Origin of the sequence: Persicobacter psychrovividus (assembly GCF_036492425.1) — a bacterium.
Lineage (GTDB): Bacteria > Bacteroidota > Bacteroidia > Cytophagales > Cyclobacteriaceae > Persicobacter > Persicobacter psychrovividus.
Map to the genome: position 1 here is coordinate 141,532 of NZ_AP025293.1, position 14,572 is coordinate 156,103.

16 protein-coding genes are annotated in these 14,572 nt (G+C 42.1%); 12 read left to right on the plus strand and 4 right to left on the minus strand.

Translation table 11 applies throughout. The features are described 5' to 3' along the window. Positions 1 to 11 precede the first annotated feature (11 nt). From AABK40_RS14370 to AABK40_RS14415, 10 genes are all read left to right on the plus strand, one after another. Complete coding sequence (locus AABK40_RS14370) at positions 12 to 1,490, plus strand: RagB/SusD family nutrient uptake outer membrane protein (protein ID WP_332922865.1); 1,479 nt, start codon at positions 12 to 14, stop codon at positions 1,488 to 1,490. 518 nt (positions 1,491 to 2,008) lie between these two features. Beyond that, positions 2,009 to 2,329 carry a hypothetical protein gene (locus AABK40_RS14375; RefSeq protein ID WP_338398384.1) on the plus strand — a complete coding sequence of 107 codons (321 nt, stop codon included), beginning with the start codon at positions 2,009 to 2,011 and terminating at the stop codon, positions 2,327 to 2,329. Positions 2,330 to 2,437: 108 nt separating this feature from the next. Then, a complete protein-coding gene (locus AABK40_RS14380) occupies positions 2,438 to 2,686 on the plus strand; it encodes a hypothetical protein (RefSeq protein ID WP_338398385.1) in 249 nt (82 codons plus the stop codon). After that, positions 2,686 to 3,582: an immunity 49 family protein gene (locus AABK40_RS14385; RefSeq protein WP_338398386.1), complete on the plus strand. Its 897-nt coding sequence runs from the start codon at positions 2,686 to 2,688 to the stop codon at positions 3,580 to 3,582. The genes AABK40_RS14380 and AABK40_RS14385 overlap by 1 nt, the downstream gene beginning before the upstream one ends. 109 nt (positions 3,583 to 3,691) lie before the next feature. Beyond that, the gene (locus AABK40_RS14390) at positions 3,692 to 3,961 is read left to right on the plus strand and encodes a hypothetical protein (protein WP_338398387.1); all 270 of its coding nucleotides are present in this window, start codon (positions 3,692 to 3,694) and stop codon (positions 3,959 to 3,961) included. Positions 3,962 to 4,084: 123 nt separating this feature from the next. Beyond that, a complete protein-coding gene (locus AABK40_RS14395; protein ID WP_338398388.1) occupies positions 4,085 to 4,321 on the plus strand; it encodes a hypothetical protein in 237 nt (78 codons plus the stop codon). A 232-nt stretch (positions 4,322 to 4,553) separates the two neighbouring features. Next, positions 4,554 to 4,874, plus strand: a complete 321-nt coding sequence (locus tag AABK40_RS14400) for a hypothetical protein (protein WP_338398389.1) — start codon at positions 4,554 to 4,556, stop codon at positions 4,872 to 4,874. 52 nt (positions 4,875 to 4,926) lie between these two features. Beyond that, complete coding sequence (locus AABK40_RS14405; protein ID WP_338398390.1) at positions 4,927 to 5,076, plus strand: hypothetical protein; 150 nt, start codon at positions 4,927 to 4,929, stop codon at positions 5,074 to 5,076. A gap of 132 nt (positions 5,077 to 5,208) precedes the next feature. Further along, a complete protein-coding gene (locus tag AABK40_RS14410; protein WP_338398391.1) occupies positions 5,209 to 6,111 on the plus strand; it encodes an immunity 49 family protein in 903 nt (300 codons plus the stop codon). Between the two features lie 108 nt (positions 6,112 to 6,219). Further along, positions 6,220 to 6,390, plus strand: a complete 171-nt coding sequence (locus AABK40_RS14415) for a hypothetical protein (RefSeq protein WP_338398392.1) — start codon at positions 6,220 to 6,222, stop codon at positions 6,388 to 6,390. A 175-nt stretch (positions 6,391 to 6,565) separates the two neighbouring features. Here the strand turns inward: AABK40_RS14415 and AABK40_RS14420 are convergent, their stop codons facing one another. Beyond that, complete coding sequence (locus AABK40_RS14420) at positions 6,566 to 7,186, minus strand: MGH1-like glycoside hydrolase domain-containing protein (RefSeq protein ID WP_421953316.1); 621 nt, start codon at positions 7,184 to 7,186, stop codon at positions 6,566 to 6,568. Between AABK40_RS14420 and AABK40_RS14425 the strand changes: the two genes are divergently transcribed. After that, complete coding sequence (locus tag AABK40_RS14425) at positions 7,092 to 7,487, plus strand: hypothetical protein (protein WP_338398394.1); 396 nt, start codon at positions 7,092 to 7,094, stop codon at positions 7,485 to 7,487. The two genes, AABK40_RS14420 and AABK40_RS14425, sit on opposite strands and share 95 nt — an antisense overlap. A 78-nt stretch (positions 7,488 to 7,565) precedes the next feature. Then, on the plus strand, positions 7,566 to 9,203 hold the full coding sequence (locus AABK40_RS14430) for a sulfatase family protein (RefSeq protein ID WP_338398395.1): 1,638 nt from the start codon (positions 7,566 to 7,568) through the stop codon (positions 9,201 to 9,203). A 68-nt stretch (positions 9,204 to 9,271) separates the two neighbouring features. Here AABK40_RS14430 and AABK40_RS14435 read toward each other — a convergent pair whose 3' ends face one another. From AABK40_RS14435 to AABK40_RS14445, 3 genes are read right to left on the minus strand one after another with little or no spacing between them, the layout of a single operon-like run. Further along, positions 9,272 to 9,958 (minus strand): HmuY family protein, encoded by a 687-nt coding sequence (locus AABK40_RS14435; protein ID WP_338398396.1) that lies wholly within the window; start codon positions 9,956 to 9,958, stop codon positions 9,272 to 9,274. After that, positions 9,948 to 13,619 carry a TonB-dependent receptor domain-containing protein gene (locus AABK40_RS14440; protein WP_338398397.1) on the minus strand — a complete coding sequence of 1,224 codons (3,672 nt, stop codon included), beginning with the start codon at positions 13,617 to 13,619 and terminating at the stop codon, positions 9,948 to 9,950. The genes AABK40_RS14435 and AABK40_RS14440 overlap by 11 nt, the downstream gene beginning before the upstream one ends. A 25-nt stretch (positions 13,620 to 13,644) precedes the next feature. Continuing rightward, positions 13,645 to 14,565, minus strand: coding sequence for a sirohydrochlorin chelatase (locus tag AABK40_RS14445; RefSeq protein WP_338398398.1), 921 nt, complete (start codon positions 14,563 to 14,565; stop codon positions 13,645 to 13,647). Between the last annotated feature and the right edge of the window lie 7 nt (positions 14,566 to 14,572).

Here is a 14,572-nt window from a genome sequence, read left to right on the forward strand (position 1 = left end):
TTTTTAAACCGATGAAATTTAAATATTTAGTGGCAGCAGCCATGATGGGCATGGTCGTGCTTCCGTCATGTAACAACTTTTTGGATATTACCCAGGAGAATACAAATCCTACGGAGGCGATTAATTACCAGGACCTTTCACAGATGTATGCACCCGTTTCAGGCGTGTATGCGGTGGCGCGTTCAAAATTTACCCAGTGGGAGATCGCCCCAATATTTAATATCCGTGGCGATGAAGTGACCAAGGGGGGAGGATCAGATGCCGACCAGCACGATTACCTGGAATTGGAGCACTTTAATTATAGTGCCATTCAGAACTTCTGGGCACTGAACAATGCCTGGATGGCCCTGTATGGGGTGGTTTACAATACTTTTGATAATCAGAAGCTGTTGGATAATTTCAAGCCATACCTAAAGACCGATAAGGATCAGGCACTTTATGCCCAATACCGCGGGGAAATTGTTTTTCACCGTGCACTGGCCTATTATTTTATTGCCAATCTGTGGGGAGATGCACCGATTATTCCTGAAGACAACCAGATGGCGGTGGTAATCCCGAAATCGTCTCAGCAGGAAATTCGCAGCAGTGTGATTGACATGCTGAAAGATGTGCTTCCGGCATTGCCGGCACAACAGCCCGAACATCCTGGAGCCGTAACGAAATATGCCGCCGAGATGCTTATTGCTAAAGTGGCCTTACAAACAAAAGATATGGCCACGGTGAAGCAAATGACCGACGACATTATAGCGAATGGTGGCTTTAAACTGGTGGCAGGGGCAGAGTATTCGAAGCTCTTTCAGCGGGATGGTAAACTTTCTCCGGAATCGTTGTACGAATTTCAATATACCGATTTTGGAAATGCTTCCGGAGATAATATCTACGGGGGATCGTGGTTTCAATCGCAGGGACCACGTGGAGGTTTTGCGCCAATCACCGGCTGGGGTTTTGGTACGCTGGAGCCTGGATTTATCAAATTCATGAAAGACCGCGGTGAAAAAATGCGCTATCAGGTTGATGTGCTGGAATCTGGAAAAACAACCCCTGAAGGAGACGTGATTCCATTATTCAATCCTTCTTACGCCCCATATAATGGCGATACGGCCAATTATAATGGTAAGGCGTATAATCCCGCAAATCAGACCACTCCTGGCAGAACGCAGTATGGCACAGACAATAATATTCGCTTGTTCCGATATGCTGATGTATTGCTGATGAATGCCGAGGCCAAGCTGAGCCTTGGCGGTGATGCCGCAACCCCTTTGAATCAGGTGCGTCATCGGGCAGGTTTGCAGGCAATTGCCAATCCTACTTTGGATGATATTCTGAATGAAAGAAGGGCAGAGCTTTCTGTAGAGTGGGGGAATCGATTTGATGATCTCGTGCGGACGGATAAGGCCAAAGAGGTGCTGAAAGGGTTTGTAAAAGGGCAGTCAGAATTTTTGCCTTACCCAACAGCTCAGGTGGATTTGAATCCTGAGCTTGCAAAATAATCGCCTGAATAATAGGCCTTGCAAGCCCTGCGGAAGAAGGGATTCTTAAGCCGGAACTCCTGCTAAGAGAATCCGTGGAATTATGGGGCTATTGAAGAGCATGTTTAACACTTTAAATCTGAAGTAGGATGGTAAGTTTTTGAACATGTGCTTAGAGGTATTCCTAATATTGCAGGCCCAAAACACTACACTTTGTTTATATTTTTTGAAAGGGACTCCTTATGGGGTCCCTTTTTGTATTTCAAAGGGTCAACCATTTTCCTGGGCTTAGCACCCCGGGCTAAGTTATTTCATCCCTTCGGGATTGTCTTTACTTTAGTAGCTCTTAACTTAACTTAAATTAATACAAACCACCAAGCAAGGCAACCTTAACTTAATGACAATGTGGATGCACCGGTGTATATCCAAACAGGACTATCGAAAATTTTCCCTACGGCGGTAGAAATCATGTTGTTGATTGGGGTGATGGCCTATTTTCAACGAGATAATTTAAGCTTTGCAGCACTAACAAAGACTGTTTGAGCCTCCCACAAGCCTACATTCTTTGGGCTTTGTTACAAGCCAAGCTAAACCACCACACGCTTGCATTCCCAACAAAAAGTGATAGTTTTATATATCCATCAATCAAAAATCATGTGCGAGAAGCCTCATCAAATATTGTCACGACCTACGGTCAAAACCTCAACAAAAAGGAGATCATGAGCTATGGGTGTGGTCAAGTCAGGGTGCATTATACCGCTGATGCCCCAAGAAAATTACGATTCACTTTTGAGGTTGAGGACAACATGCTTCTCAAACATAGCCAGATGTGTAATACAGGGTTTGCTGGAAGTAAATAAAGCTTAAAGCTTGAATATGAATTTGTAGATAAGGCGAAAAGATACCTTTAAGATGGAAAAGACCAGTTTGACCGAATTTATCGCACCAAAGAAGGTAAATTTATCATCGTGGAAGCCAAAGGAGGAAATTCTTCTTTGGGTAGTCGGAAGGGGCACCAACAAGGTTCAAAAAGATATTTTGAGGATTTATTGAGTACTTTGGAAGAGAAAGGGGCGAATCCAGAGTTAGAAGAGACAATTCGGGAATCCTTGAGAAAAAATTCAACTAATATTGAATATTACAAGGTACATCAAAAGTTTGATACAATGGGTAATTTGAAAAATACGGAAATACAAAAATTTAAATTCGATAAGTAATGAAAGTTAACCGTCATAAATTAATTTTTGAAAAAGTTAGGACTGAAGAATATTTTTCTAATTCATATTTAAAGAGCATTGAATTAGAAAAGGAATTAATAGATAAATATAAATCAGGGGATGCCGACTTGTTTTATTTTAAGGGTATTTTAAGAAAGCTAAAATCTTACTATAGAATTCCTTTAAATAAAATAAATAGAGAAAAAGAAAAAGAAGGAATAGCTATAGCATTAAAACTATCATGTTCCTTCTTCAACAAAGCCTATCACCCCAATCAAAAGGTAAAAGTTCAATTTGATAATGAGGTGATAGAACATGAGGGGGTTGATACTACCGATAATATGGACTTTGAGGTATGGATGAAATATATGCACTTGTACATTACCTGCCGTTGTGATACGGGCATTAACCTGTTAAAAAACACAACAAGGGAACGTTTGTTGAACTCAACAATAATGCACACCAGTGAGGCGGATTTCACTTTTATTGAATTCATTCAGTCCATCTTTTTGCCAGAAGTAAAATCTTCAGAAGCTTTTCAAAAGGCATGGCAGGCTTGTATGAATGCCAAAGAGGAATATACGGGACAAGATTTGGGTGAAATATTGATGATTTATGCACCTACTTTATTGGTCTATCAAGCCTTATTTTCGGGTAATTCAGAAGCCTTCAATGAGCAATTATTTGAAGCTTTAGAACTACATAAAGAATTCTATGACAGTGATAGAGAAGGCGCATTTTTCGACTACCCAGAAAATGATGGTGCTGTTTCATGGCCTTTATTAGCTGCTTGTAGCATTGCGCATGATTCAGGTTTGAAAGTAAATGTGGAATCAGATTATATCCCAAAATGGCTTTATGAAGGAGAAGTAAGAGATTGGGGCTTGAAGTTTTAAATCCAATTCTTATTGAACATATACATTTTTCAAATATCCCTGATTGTAGTTTGAAAGCTACTATCAGGGGTTGTAAATCAACCTTCTGAATACCACCAACCCACCCAACATGAAAAAACCACTACTCCTCATCCTATTCATTCTCCCCGCCTGGGCACACGCCCAGATGGGAGGCTTCAGCGCCCTGCGGAATTTTTCCGCCTTGCGCTATGCCCCAGCGAGCTCCGCTTTGTCGGAAGATTTCAGTGTGGGGCTGTTGCATCGCAGTCAGGCGTATGAAGGCGGCATCAGCAGGAACCGTTCAATCCTCAGGGCGGTCATGGGGTGGGTGGATGCGCAAGAGAACAGCCTGCAGGCAGTTGCAGGTTTGTTTTTATGAATGAACAGCCTTTGGATATTATGGGGGATTCAGTGCTTTTGGTGTACCACGAGTAGAAGGGATTTACATGGGGCATACCACATTCATCTGGTGTGTCAATTTTAAGTAAAAATAATTATAAATATGAAAAAAATTATTGAGCACTTTAAGCAATTTGAACTATCGGTAAAATACATGCATACCGACCATGAGGTGCGTAATTTTCAATCTTTAATGGCATCCAAAGGAATTTCACTTCCTGAATCCTATTACGAGTTCATTAATTATTTTGGATCTGTTTTTATAATGAGTGAGGCAGCTCAGCTCTTGCAGCAGGTTAAGGATTGGAATCGCAAAATTAAAACGTCACCAAATCCGTAAGAATAGGGCTGTATGTTGCTACATCCAACCTGTGGTTGTAAAAATCATGGATTTTGGCGGGTGTTAATGTTCATTTTCGATAGGTTAGAATTAGCCTGTCGAATTTTTTTGTGCCTATATTTTCGGACGTTGCATGCAACGTCCCTACGGCGGTAGAAATCATGTTGTTGATTGGGGTGATGGCCCATTTTCAACGAGATAATTTAAGCTTTGCAGCACTAACAAAGACTGTTTGAGCCTCCCACAAGCCTACATTCTTTGGGCTGTGTTACAAGCCAAGCTAAACCACCACACGCTTGCATTCCCAACAAAAAGTGATAGTTTTATATATCCATCAATCAAAAATCATGTGCGAGAAGCCTCATCAAATATTGTCACAACCTACGGTCAAAACCTCAACAAAAAGGAGGTCATGAGCTATGGATGTGGTCAAGTCAGAGTGCATTATACCACTGATGCCCCAAGAAAATTACGATTCACTTTTAAGGTTGAGGACAACATGCTTCCTGAAGATAGCCCGATGTGTAATACAGGGTTTGCTGGAAGTAAATAAAGCTTAAAGCTTGAATATGAATTTGTAGATAAGGCGAAAAGATACCTTTAAGATGGAAAAGACCAGTTTGACCGAATTTATCATTGTGGAAGCCAAAGGAGGTTATTCTTTGGGTAGTCGGAACGGTTTCCAGCAAGGGTCGAAGGAGTATTTTGATGATTTGTTAAGTACTTTGGAAAAAAAGGTGGGGGAGGTACTCTGAAACGATTAAAGACTTAAAAAGGTCGTTAGAGTCTAACTCATCCGGGGTTGAATATTTTAAAGTACATCAAAAATTTGATGTAAATGGCAACTTAAAAAATACTGAATTACAAAAATTTAATTTAAATAAATAATGAAAATTAAAAGACATAAATTGTTCTATCCAGAAATGAGATCAGAACAGTTCTTCGTTCGATCATTTTTTAAGGATATTGAGGCAAAAAAACGTCAAATAGAATCTTATATTCCTGACGAAGAAATAGGGAATAAATTATTGCCTGTTTATCTCCTTGGGGGGTTAAAATCATATTATCAAATTCCTTTAAATAAAATTGACAGACAAAAGGAAAAGGAAGGAATTAGCATGATCTTAAAATTATCTTGCTCTTTCTTTAACAAAGCTTATCATCCTAATCAAAAGGTTAAGGTTCAATTTGATGATGAGGTGATAGAACATGAGGGTATTGAGACGAGTGACTACATGGGCTATACAGTATGGTTACAATACATGCATTTATACATTACCTGTCGTTGTGATACGGGTATTAACCTGCTGAAAACCACTACAAGGGAACGGTTGTTGAACTCTGCGCAAATGCATACCAGTGAGGCAGATTTCACTTTTATTGAATTCATCCAGTCCATCTTTTTGCCAGAAGTAAAATCTTCAGAAGCTTTTCAAAAGGCATGGCAAGCTTGTATGAATGCTAAAGAGGAATATACAGGACAAGATTTGGGTGAAATATTGATGATTTATGCACCTACTTTATTGGTCTATCAAGCCTTATTTTCGGGTAATTCAGAAGCCTTCAATGAACAGTTATTTGAAGCTTTAGAACTACACAAAGAATTTTATGACAGTGATCGAGAAGGTGCATTTTTCGACTACCCAGAAAATGATGGTGCTGTTTCATGGCCTTTATTAGCTGCTTGTAGCATTGCACATGATTCAGGTTTGAAAGTAAATGTGGAATCAGATTATATCCCAAAATGGCTTTATGAAGGAGAAGTAAGAGATTGGGGCTTGAAGTTTTAAAACCAATTCTTATTGAACATATACATTTCTCAAATATCCCTGATTGTAGTTTGAAAGCTACTATCAGGGATTATAAATCAACCTTCTGAATAGTACCAACCACCCAACATGAAAAAACCACTACTCCTCATCCTATTCATTCTCCCCGCCTGGACACACGCACATATGGGAGGCTTCAGCGCCCTGCGGGATTTTTCCGCCTTGCGCTATGCCCCTGCGAGTTCCGCTTTGTCGGAAGATTTCAGTGTGGGGCTGTTGCATCGCAGTCAGGCGTATTAAGGCGGCATCAGCAGAAACCGTTCAATCCTCACGGCGGTCATGGCGAGGGTGGATAAGTTATCATGCGGTACAAAAATATTCGACAGCCTTAGTTCATAAGCAAAAAAACCATTAGCCATCGATCGATCATGATGTTGGCTAATGGTTTCGTGCGCATAAAGGCATTAAGCGATGTCTATTGAATAAGCTGTAATTGCTGTTCGGTTGGCGGCATGAAACCGTATTCAATCATGTTAATCATGCCCAACAGTGCTCCCCAGTGGTAAAAATACTCACTTCTATATCCGGGATATTCGCCCGTCTCGGCATGGTAGTTTTCAAGGACTTGTCCTTTTGATTCCCAATTTTTGAGCAGTAAATCACTTGATTTTCTTGCCAAATCCTTTCTCGCCTTTGGGAGGTCGTAGTTTCTGAAGCCTAAATACACGAGGAAGTTCATAGGAGCCCAAATGGCGCCCTTCCAGTAATCCCGACCTGTATACCCAGGGTCGTTACGTGCTATTGAGGGCATAATATAATCGCCCCAAAATTCTTGAGGGTTATAAAAGTGCTCCTGAATCATTCTTTCAGCTTGCGCTTGAGTGGCGACTTTGCCGTTTAGCGCATAAAAATTCGTTGGGCTGATGCTGTAATTCCAGGCATTGGTATCCAGTCGTTTATTCAAAAACATCCCAGCGTCATCATTCCAGAGTGTTTTTAAATTGGTTTGGTATTTACAATACCATGGCTGGTATGGTGGAGACATTGATGATTTCCCTAACCTTAAATGGGAAATAAAATATGACAAGCCGGTCATTATCAGTGAGTGGGGGGCAGGTGCCAAATACGGTTTTAGAGCTGATCACAAGACTATTTGGTCCGAAGATTATCAAGCACACCTTTACAAAAAAACCTTGGAAGGAATAGAGAACATCCCTAACCTTGCTGGTTTTACCCCTTGGATTTTGGCCGACTTTAAATCTCCGCGGAGGCCTTTGGCGCATATTCAGGATATGTGGAATAGAAAGGGAATCATTGCGGAAGGAGGCTTCAAAAAAGAGGCGTTTTACGTGTTACAGAAATATTATTCCGATAAGAAAAATGCCGTTGCGCAATAATTTTTTACCTGAAGCTACCGGCCATTCGTTCGTGGTCGGGGCTTTTTGTTTAACAGTATTCAATTTAACATAATGTATATGTACTGTCATATAGAACGTTTTGCAATATTATGCGGCTTTCTTCCACTGATTATAGGTTGTAAAACCATCCGGCAGGAGCAAGTAGAAAAGACGAAAAAACCGAACATTCTCATCTTTTTCACTGATGACAATGATTTCTCCTATTGGGGTTTTGGGGGTGGGCCTTTACTTTCCCCAAAAATTGATCAGTTGGCAAAAGAAGGGGTTACTGCTCAGCAATTTTACGCCAATTCTTCCGTCTGCGCCCCATCAAGGTATACCCTGCACACCGGGAAATATGCCGGCCGATGCCAGTCGCCAAGTTTTCGAGAGGATTTCCCCATAACCAAACCCTACAATATTGTGTGGAATACACCGCTTGAAGCAGAAGTGGGGGATCAATCCATAGGTAAATATTTTCAGCAAGAAGGTTATCAGACAGGGCTGGTCGGTAAATGGCATTTGGGTTTTGAAATGGAGAATTATGGCCTCAAGGCTTCGGACAATCCATTTGACGCAGCGGTAGATAAGGTCTTGAAAAAAATGCAAGAAGATGTCGAAGCCCGGGTCCGATCTGTTGGCTTCGATTATGCCGCATCCATTATTCCCGTAAACAATGATTATCATCCCGTAGAAGCCCTGAGGGTGCATAATTTGGAATGGCTGGCACAGGGCGCTAATAAATTCCTTGATCAGCAAACTGCCTCAGAAGACCCTTTTATGCTCATGGTAAATATTACCACGCACCACGGCCCATGTCATGTTGCATCTCTAAATTCAGATGTCCGGCTGACTTCCGCGGGAGTGGTAGAGGGCTTGGACGGATTAATGACCTCTCGGGAAGAAATTGCTAATCAGATCAAATCCAAAGGGATGGAGCTAAATTTTAGAACTGTTGGTACCCGCTGGACAGATGCGATGGTTGGGGCGGTGCTGCAAAAGCTTGAGGACAGTGGGCAAGCCGACAATACAATTGTGATTTTTACTACAGATCATAATCGATATGATGGAAAGGGAACCGTCTATCAGGGGGGTGTTCATATTCCTTTCATCATAAAATATCCAGGGGTATTGGCCGCAGATAGCCAAAGTTCACAGGTGTTTTCTATGGTGGATGTGATGCCAACATTGCTTGACGCAGTGGGAGCGACGCCTCCAGAAAACATCGATGGGAAAAGTATATGGCCACAACTGACCAAAAAATCAGCGAATATTGAGCGCAGTGTGTATTTGGAAATGGGCTATGCCCGGGGCTTGTTAAAGGGCAATAAAAAATACATCACTTTTAGGTATCCGGAGGATTTGCTTCAAAAAATGAAAAATAATGAAGTTACCGAAGCATTCGATTACAAAGGAAGCTTACAAGATACGCCGGAGGTTGTTCGGTATGGGCATTATTTCGATAGCGAACAGTTCTATTTAATTGATGAAGATAATCAGGAATCAAAAAATAGGATTCAGGACCCAGAACATCAAGAGGAGATCAAAGCAATGAAAGCGGAACTTACAACAATGCTCTCTTCCTTTGAAAATCCTTACCCGATTGATCGGCCTATTGATCATTTTTTACTTTCGAAAACATATCAACAGATGAAAGACAGTGCCAAATCATTAAAGATGGATCAGTATTATTGGTACCGAGAAATGTGTTATTAGTCATTACATAAATTCACAAAAAGCCCTCCCCAGTATGCGCGATCGCTAAAAAAGGGAGGGCTTTTTTATTAGTCTAATTCTTCATAGGTAAACACCGTGGTACCTTTAATATCGGTCCCTTTCTCTCCATAAAAGGAAGTAAAAGCGAGTTTATAGAATTTCCCTTGTTCAGTTTTTATCACATAGTAAGTGTCTGCTACCATGGTGTACAATCCCGTATCAGTATTGACTGATTTCCAGTCGTAACCAATGGCATCCACATTTTCCTGAAGCGATAAAGCTTCTGCTTGCTCCAGGGTCATGTCAGCAAAAGGAACGAAATCCTCCTGAGCATCTTCCTTCGTTATTTTTACTGCTTTGGTCATCGAAGTGGTATTGATCAAGGCACCAGTGGCATTGACCACATAAATACTCCCTGGCCCCATTTCAACATCCTGAACATGATAGTTCGTCAGCACGATGTCCCATCCGGGCATGGCATCAGAAACGGTAACGTCTTTTTCTATACTGAAATGGACATAATTATCATCTGCAACCTGATTCAATTTGGTCGGGTCAACGGCAGGCTGATCGAGATCAAAATACAATTGGTTCTCGTAACTCACCTCCCCATCGTCTCCGCTGGTTACCCCAATATCTGCTACACGAACGGTGGTCGGAATTCTCGGATCAAACTCCGCCTCTGTATTGCATGAACATAAAACAAAGGCAAATTGAATGGCCAATAGGCTGAAAAGGTTAAATTTAGTTGTCATTTTTATTTGATTTAAAGGTATAACTTATGCTTATAAAGTAACTTCGTCCCCAGGCAACAGGCATTGTTGGACCTGAACTGTGCGCCCCACTGTTGCCCGAAGTATTGATCTGATTAACATTGAAAATATTCTTCACACCACCACTCAGATTCATGGCATTATTCCATAGGGGTTTTGAGAACGTCAGGTTCATGATTTTATAAGGATCCCTTACAGATTGCGTGTAACTATCCTCCTCCTCTGTGGCGGGAATCAGTTGTACAAACTGCCCATAATATCTAAAATCAAGTCGGGTATTTATGCCCGTCTTTTCCCAGAGGTATTCCGTGCTCAGGGTAAAATTATAATTGGGACTGAATTCCATTTTCGCCGTAGCAGGCATGTAATATCCAATATTGGCCACCTGCGCCTCGGCACTTAACTGCCATTGACCCTGCCAGTTGACTTTGGTGCTGAAATGCCCGCCATAGGTCTTTTTTTCCTGAACATTTCCATAGACATAATCCGCCTGTCCCTGTTGGTCATCGTTAGGAATCACCATCAATTCTATACCGTTCTTCAGGTGATTATAGTAGGAATTCATTTCAAGTCGAAATTGTAAATCACCAGCGATGACTTGCTTCGAAAGGCCTGCGGAAACATTGAAGCCTTCTTCTGCCAACAAATTTTCATTGCCATAAATCTGATGATTGCTATCTACAAAGGTCATATAGAGCTCTTTTAGAGAAGGCGATCTGAAGGCGGTGGCCATCGAAAGCCGACCACTCCAGTGTTGAGCGCCCTGCCATCTGTAATGAAGGTTATAAATCACGGGGGCATCAAATTTTGAATTATGCATATATCGCAAACCTGGCTGAAGCGTATGCTGATCGGTCAGCTTTATTTCTGCGGAAGAGAAGAGCGCCACTTCAGTAAGGCCGTCATTTTCTGGCACTTTATCCCCTGAGCCTTCATCCTGTTTGTATTCGCCACCAATTTGTAGCTGAATCCTATCCCAGTTTTGTACAAAAATCCAACGACTCAACAAAGTATTAAAATGGTCAGAAGTTTCACCCGTAACGACCTCATCATTATTGATCAGGTCCTTGGTGAGGTGTTGTGTATTTCGGTCAAAAATCTGATAAGAGGTCAGTCCAGTAAGGGAGGCCTTTTCACCGATGTTCAGCTTCAGTTTCTGATATAAATTATACCTTTTTGTCAGAAACTGAATATCGTAAACGGTACTTCCAAATGCTGGGAAATCACCCAAAGCAGAAATGGTTTCATCAAAATTTCTTAGCCCAATTTTAAAATCTATTTTATGATTTTTAAATTGATAATAGGGGGAATACTGAAACTGTGTCTTTGGCCGCCAGTCATGGCTCCGGCGCTGACCTTCAGAAGTCGAATTGTAACCATTGAAATAATTGTAGCTCGTCGCGATGCCCATCAGGTGATTCCCCGATTTATAATTCAGGTCAAGGGAATTCTGAAATTGTCCGACAGATTCCGCATAAGACCGGACCCCAATGTCAAGCTTGTTCCGTTCATGTTTTTTACTGATAATATTGATCGTGCCCGCCAGAGCATTGGAACCATATATCACCGACATCGGCCCCTCGATAATCTCAATTTGTTCAATTTCTGATAGATTGATTTGCGATAAATCGATGTTCCCATCCTGTCGGCCAATCAGCGGTATGCCGTCAATCATTACATTGACGTGCTCTCCACCAAGCCCCTGCATCATGATTTTGGTGCCCAGCATGGGGTCCTCAGAAAGATTAATGCCGGACTGAAAGTGAAGAAGATCGGGCAGTTGTGCAGCACCCATTTTTGTAATTTCAGGAGAAGCAATAAGCTTGACTTTGTAAACCGATTGATCCACAGGTTTGGGGGTGCCTTGTGCGGTAACCACCACCTGCTGCAACGACCTGACATCAGGAGCAAGCTGACAGCGGAGGTTGGCCTTTTTTAGCTTCACCTGCTGATCAATATAGCAAAGATGGTGAACCGTGGCCGTCAGCCCTTCCTGATAATTAAACCTTGCTTCGCCATTTCTATTGGTGGTCAGGAGTTGTTGCTGTCCGCTTTCCGTATTTTTTATCAGAATGCTTGCACCAGCAATAGGGGTGGCGTTTTCGTTGTCGGCGACCGATATTTTAAAAACTTGGGCATCAACCGCCAAATGACTGAAAAGCAAAACGCCGATGGCCATGGCTTTTTTGAATGCCGGCTGTTGTACAAGTGTCCTTTTGGGTAGTTTTCCGCGGCTACTTTTCTTCGCCCATTTGCGCTCCGATAAGTCACTGACGGTATCAAGAATACAGCCCGTAGGGCAGGTCATTCTACACCAGATCATGGGGTAACGCATGGAAATTGCAATCACCAGGGCTGCAACAAAAAACCAGTAATTTTGCAGCTGATATCCGAACAGATCTGGGAAAAGTTCAAAATTGGACCAACCACGGAAACCGTAAATTATTCCCGTTAAAATGGCGAGTGTCAGTGCGTAACGAATGGCTGCGAGCTGTCGGTTGCTGATCATGATTTTCTTGGATTTAAAAGGGGAAAACCGCAAGGCAATCATTTGTGCGGCACCAAAAGGGCAAACATATTTACAATAGGTATTCTTTCCCCAAATGGCACTCAGCACCACCATAGAGGTATAAATGACCATAAACATGGACAGCTTCGTTCCGATAAAGGGCTGTAATATACTGATATAGGTAAACGACTGGTTATTGATAAAACCAAGAAAGAGCAGTGTGATACAGCCATATATCAAACGGCCTTTTTTTGTGAATTTGTACCACTTTTGAAAATGGATCATGAACAGCAGGCCAATCAATACGGCCTGGAAAATCCACCGATAACCCAATAGGGCTTTAATATTAAAATCACTCGTCGATTCACTTAAATACGCACGCCACATAGGCGCCGCCTGATGCAGCAAAGCGGTGGTCGCATCGGCCATGGCCTTGGTGGTAATAGTTGCCCCGGATACGGCATCAATTTCATGCGCATCGCCATAGGATAAATCCTGATATTGCTCGAGATATGAGGTCTGGAAAATTTTCCGCAAATAACTTTCCGTTTCAATGGATTCAATATAGTCTATGCCCTGAATTTCGCCTCCTGGCGCAATATACATGCCCAGAAAGATTGGCCCCGCATAGCCTTGCACATTATTATGCAGCATATTTTCTGTATAGAGTGCTTCGAGGTGTTGCCCTTTATAAAGTTCAGCATAGCAGAAATCTTCATGCAGCTTGATGGTCACCTGACGATCCTGCCCCCATTTTTTTTCCAGCCGCTCCCGCATTTGTGCGGCCCATTCATGGTTATTCAATAAGTTGGTATCTGCCTCTTTTTGAGCGATCAACCCATGAGAGGAAGCTTCTTTTTGCCTGCTGCTGACTATTCCGTAAGCAAAACGGACTTTGCTTTCCTGCTGAGAAATCAACCCGAATTTTGCAGCCTCCCGTTGTTGGCCCACAAATTTAGGGTTGAAAAATGTTGTCGTCGCAGCGGTATTGTTCAATACGACCGGGGTAGGGTTGAGCGGTGCATTCAGGCTGAAATAGATTCCCCAGGTCAGCACAACGAAGGTTAATGCTGCCTTGAGGTAATCAATTTTCAAGCCTTTTTTAAGCGGAAATAGTCTTAACCAAGCCGACATTCTAAAAAGCGTTAAATGAGATAAATTAAATTGCTGGACTGATTTTATCGACCATCTCTTTGGTAATGTTCACTACCCATTTGTTGATGTTGGCATCAGGAAGAATAGCATCCTGCTTATAGGCTACCCGGTCTTCGTGCTGTTCGATGGCATTGACGCCATTTTGGATAATTTCTCCCTGAAAATATTCATCATTTGCCACCAACACGGGAATGACAATCGCCTTTTCTTCCAGTTCAAGCACTTTCTCAATCGCCTTTTTTGTTGGTTCAGAGGAGTAACGTACCAAATGCCCACACCAACCGTAACTGATAGAACCGATGCCGGTTTGAACTTTCAAATATTTCCCAATATCCTCTACAAGTTCCTCCCACTGTTGATTAAAACTGGCATCACCATAGGCAATCAATGCAACACCTTCATCGCCTGACTGATCCGAAAGGGCAGCCACCCGGCGAGCAATATTTTTCTTTAATACAGAAGGGTAATCAAGCAAAGGCGCCACCGTAACTTTGGCCTTGGCACGGTAAACCTCAATTTTTTCCGCCGCCAATTCCTTCTGAACATCCGGATTGTTGGCCAGGCCACAAATATTCGGGATATCGGAATTGGTATGTGAGCTGATGGTCAGGAAGATAGGGACGATCACGACTTCATCGTATCCCTCTGCATCAAACGCTTTCAGCTGCGTAGCGATCGAAGGTTCGGTATATTCCATAAATGCCGTCCGGACATCGGAAACTCTGCCATCAGTTTTAATATCAGCAGTAACACTTTTTTCCACATCAAGCAGCATTGAGCGCCAATTTTTGGATACGGAACCATGATTAACCAGCAGTACACCGATTTTTGAGGAGGATACCGATGCTTCAACAGTAGATTTCTTGGGGTTCGTCTGGCAAGACCATAGCATGAGCATGGTCAGTGCGAAATAGATTGATTTCATTGTTATT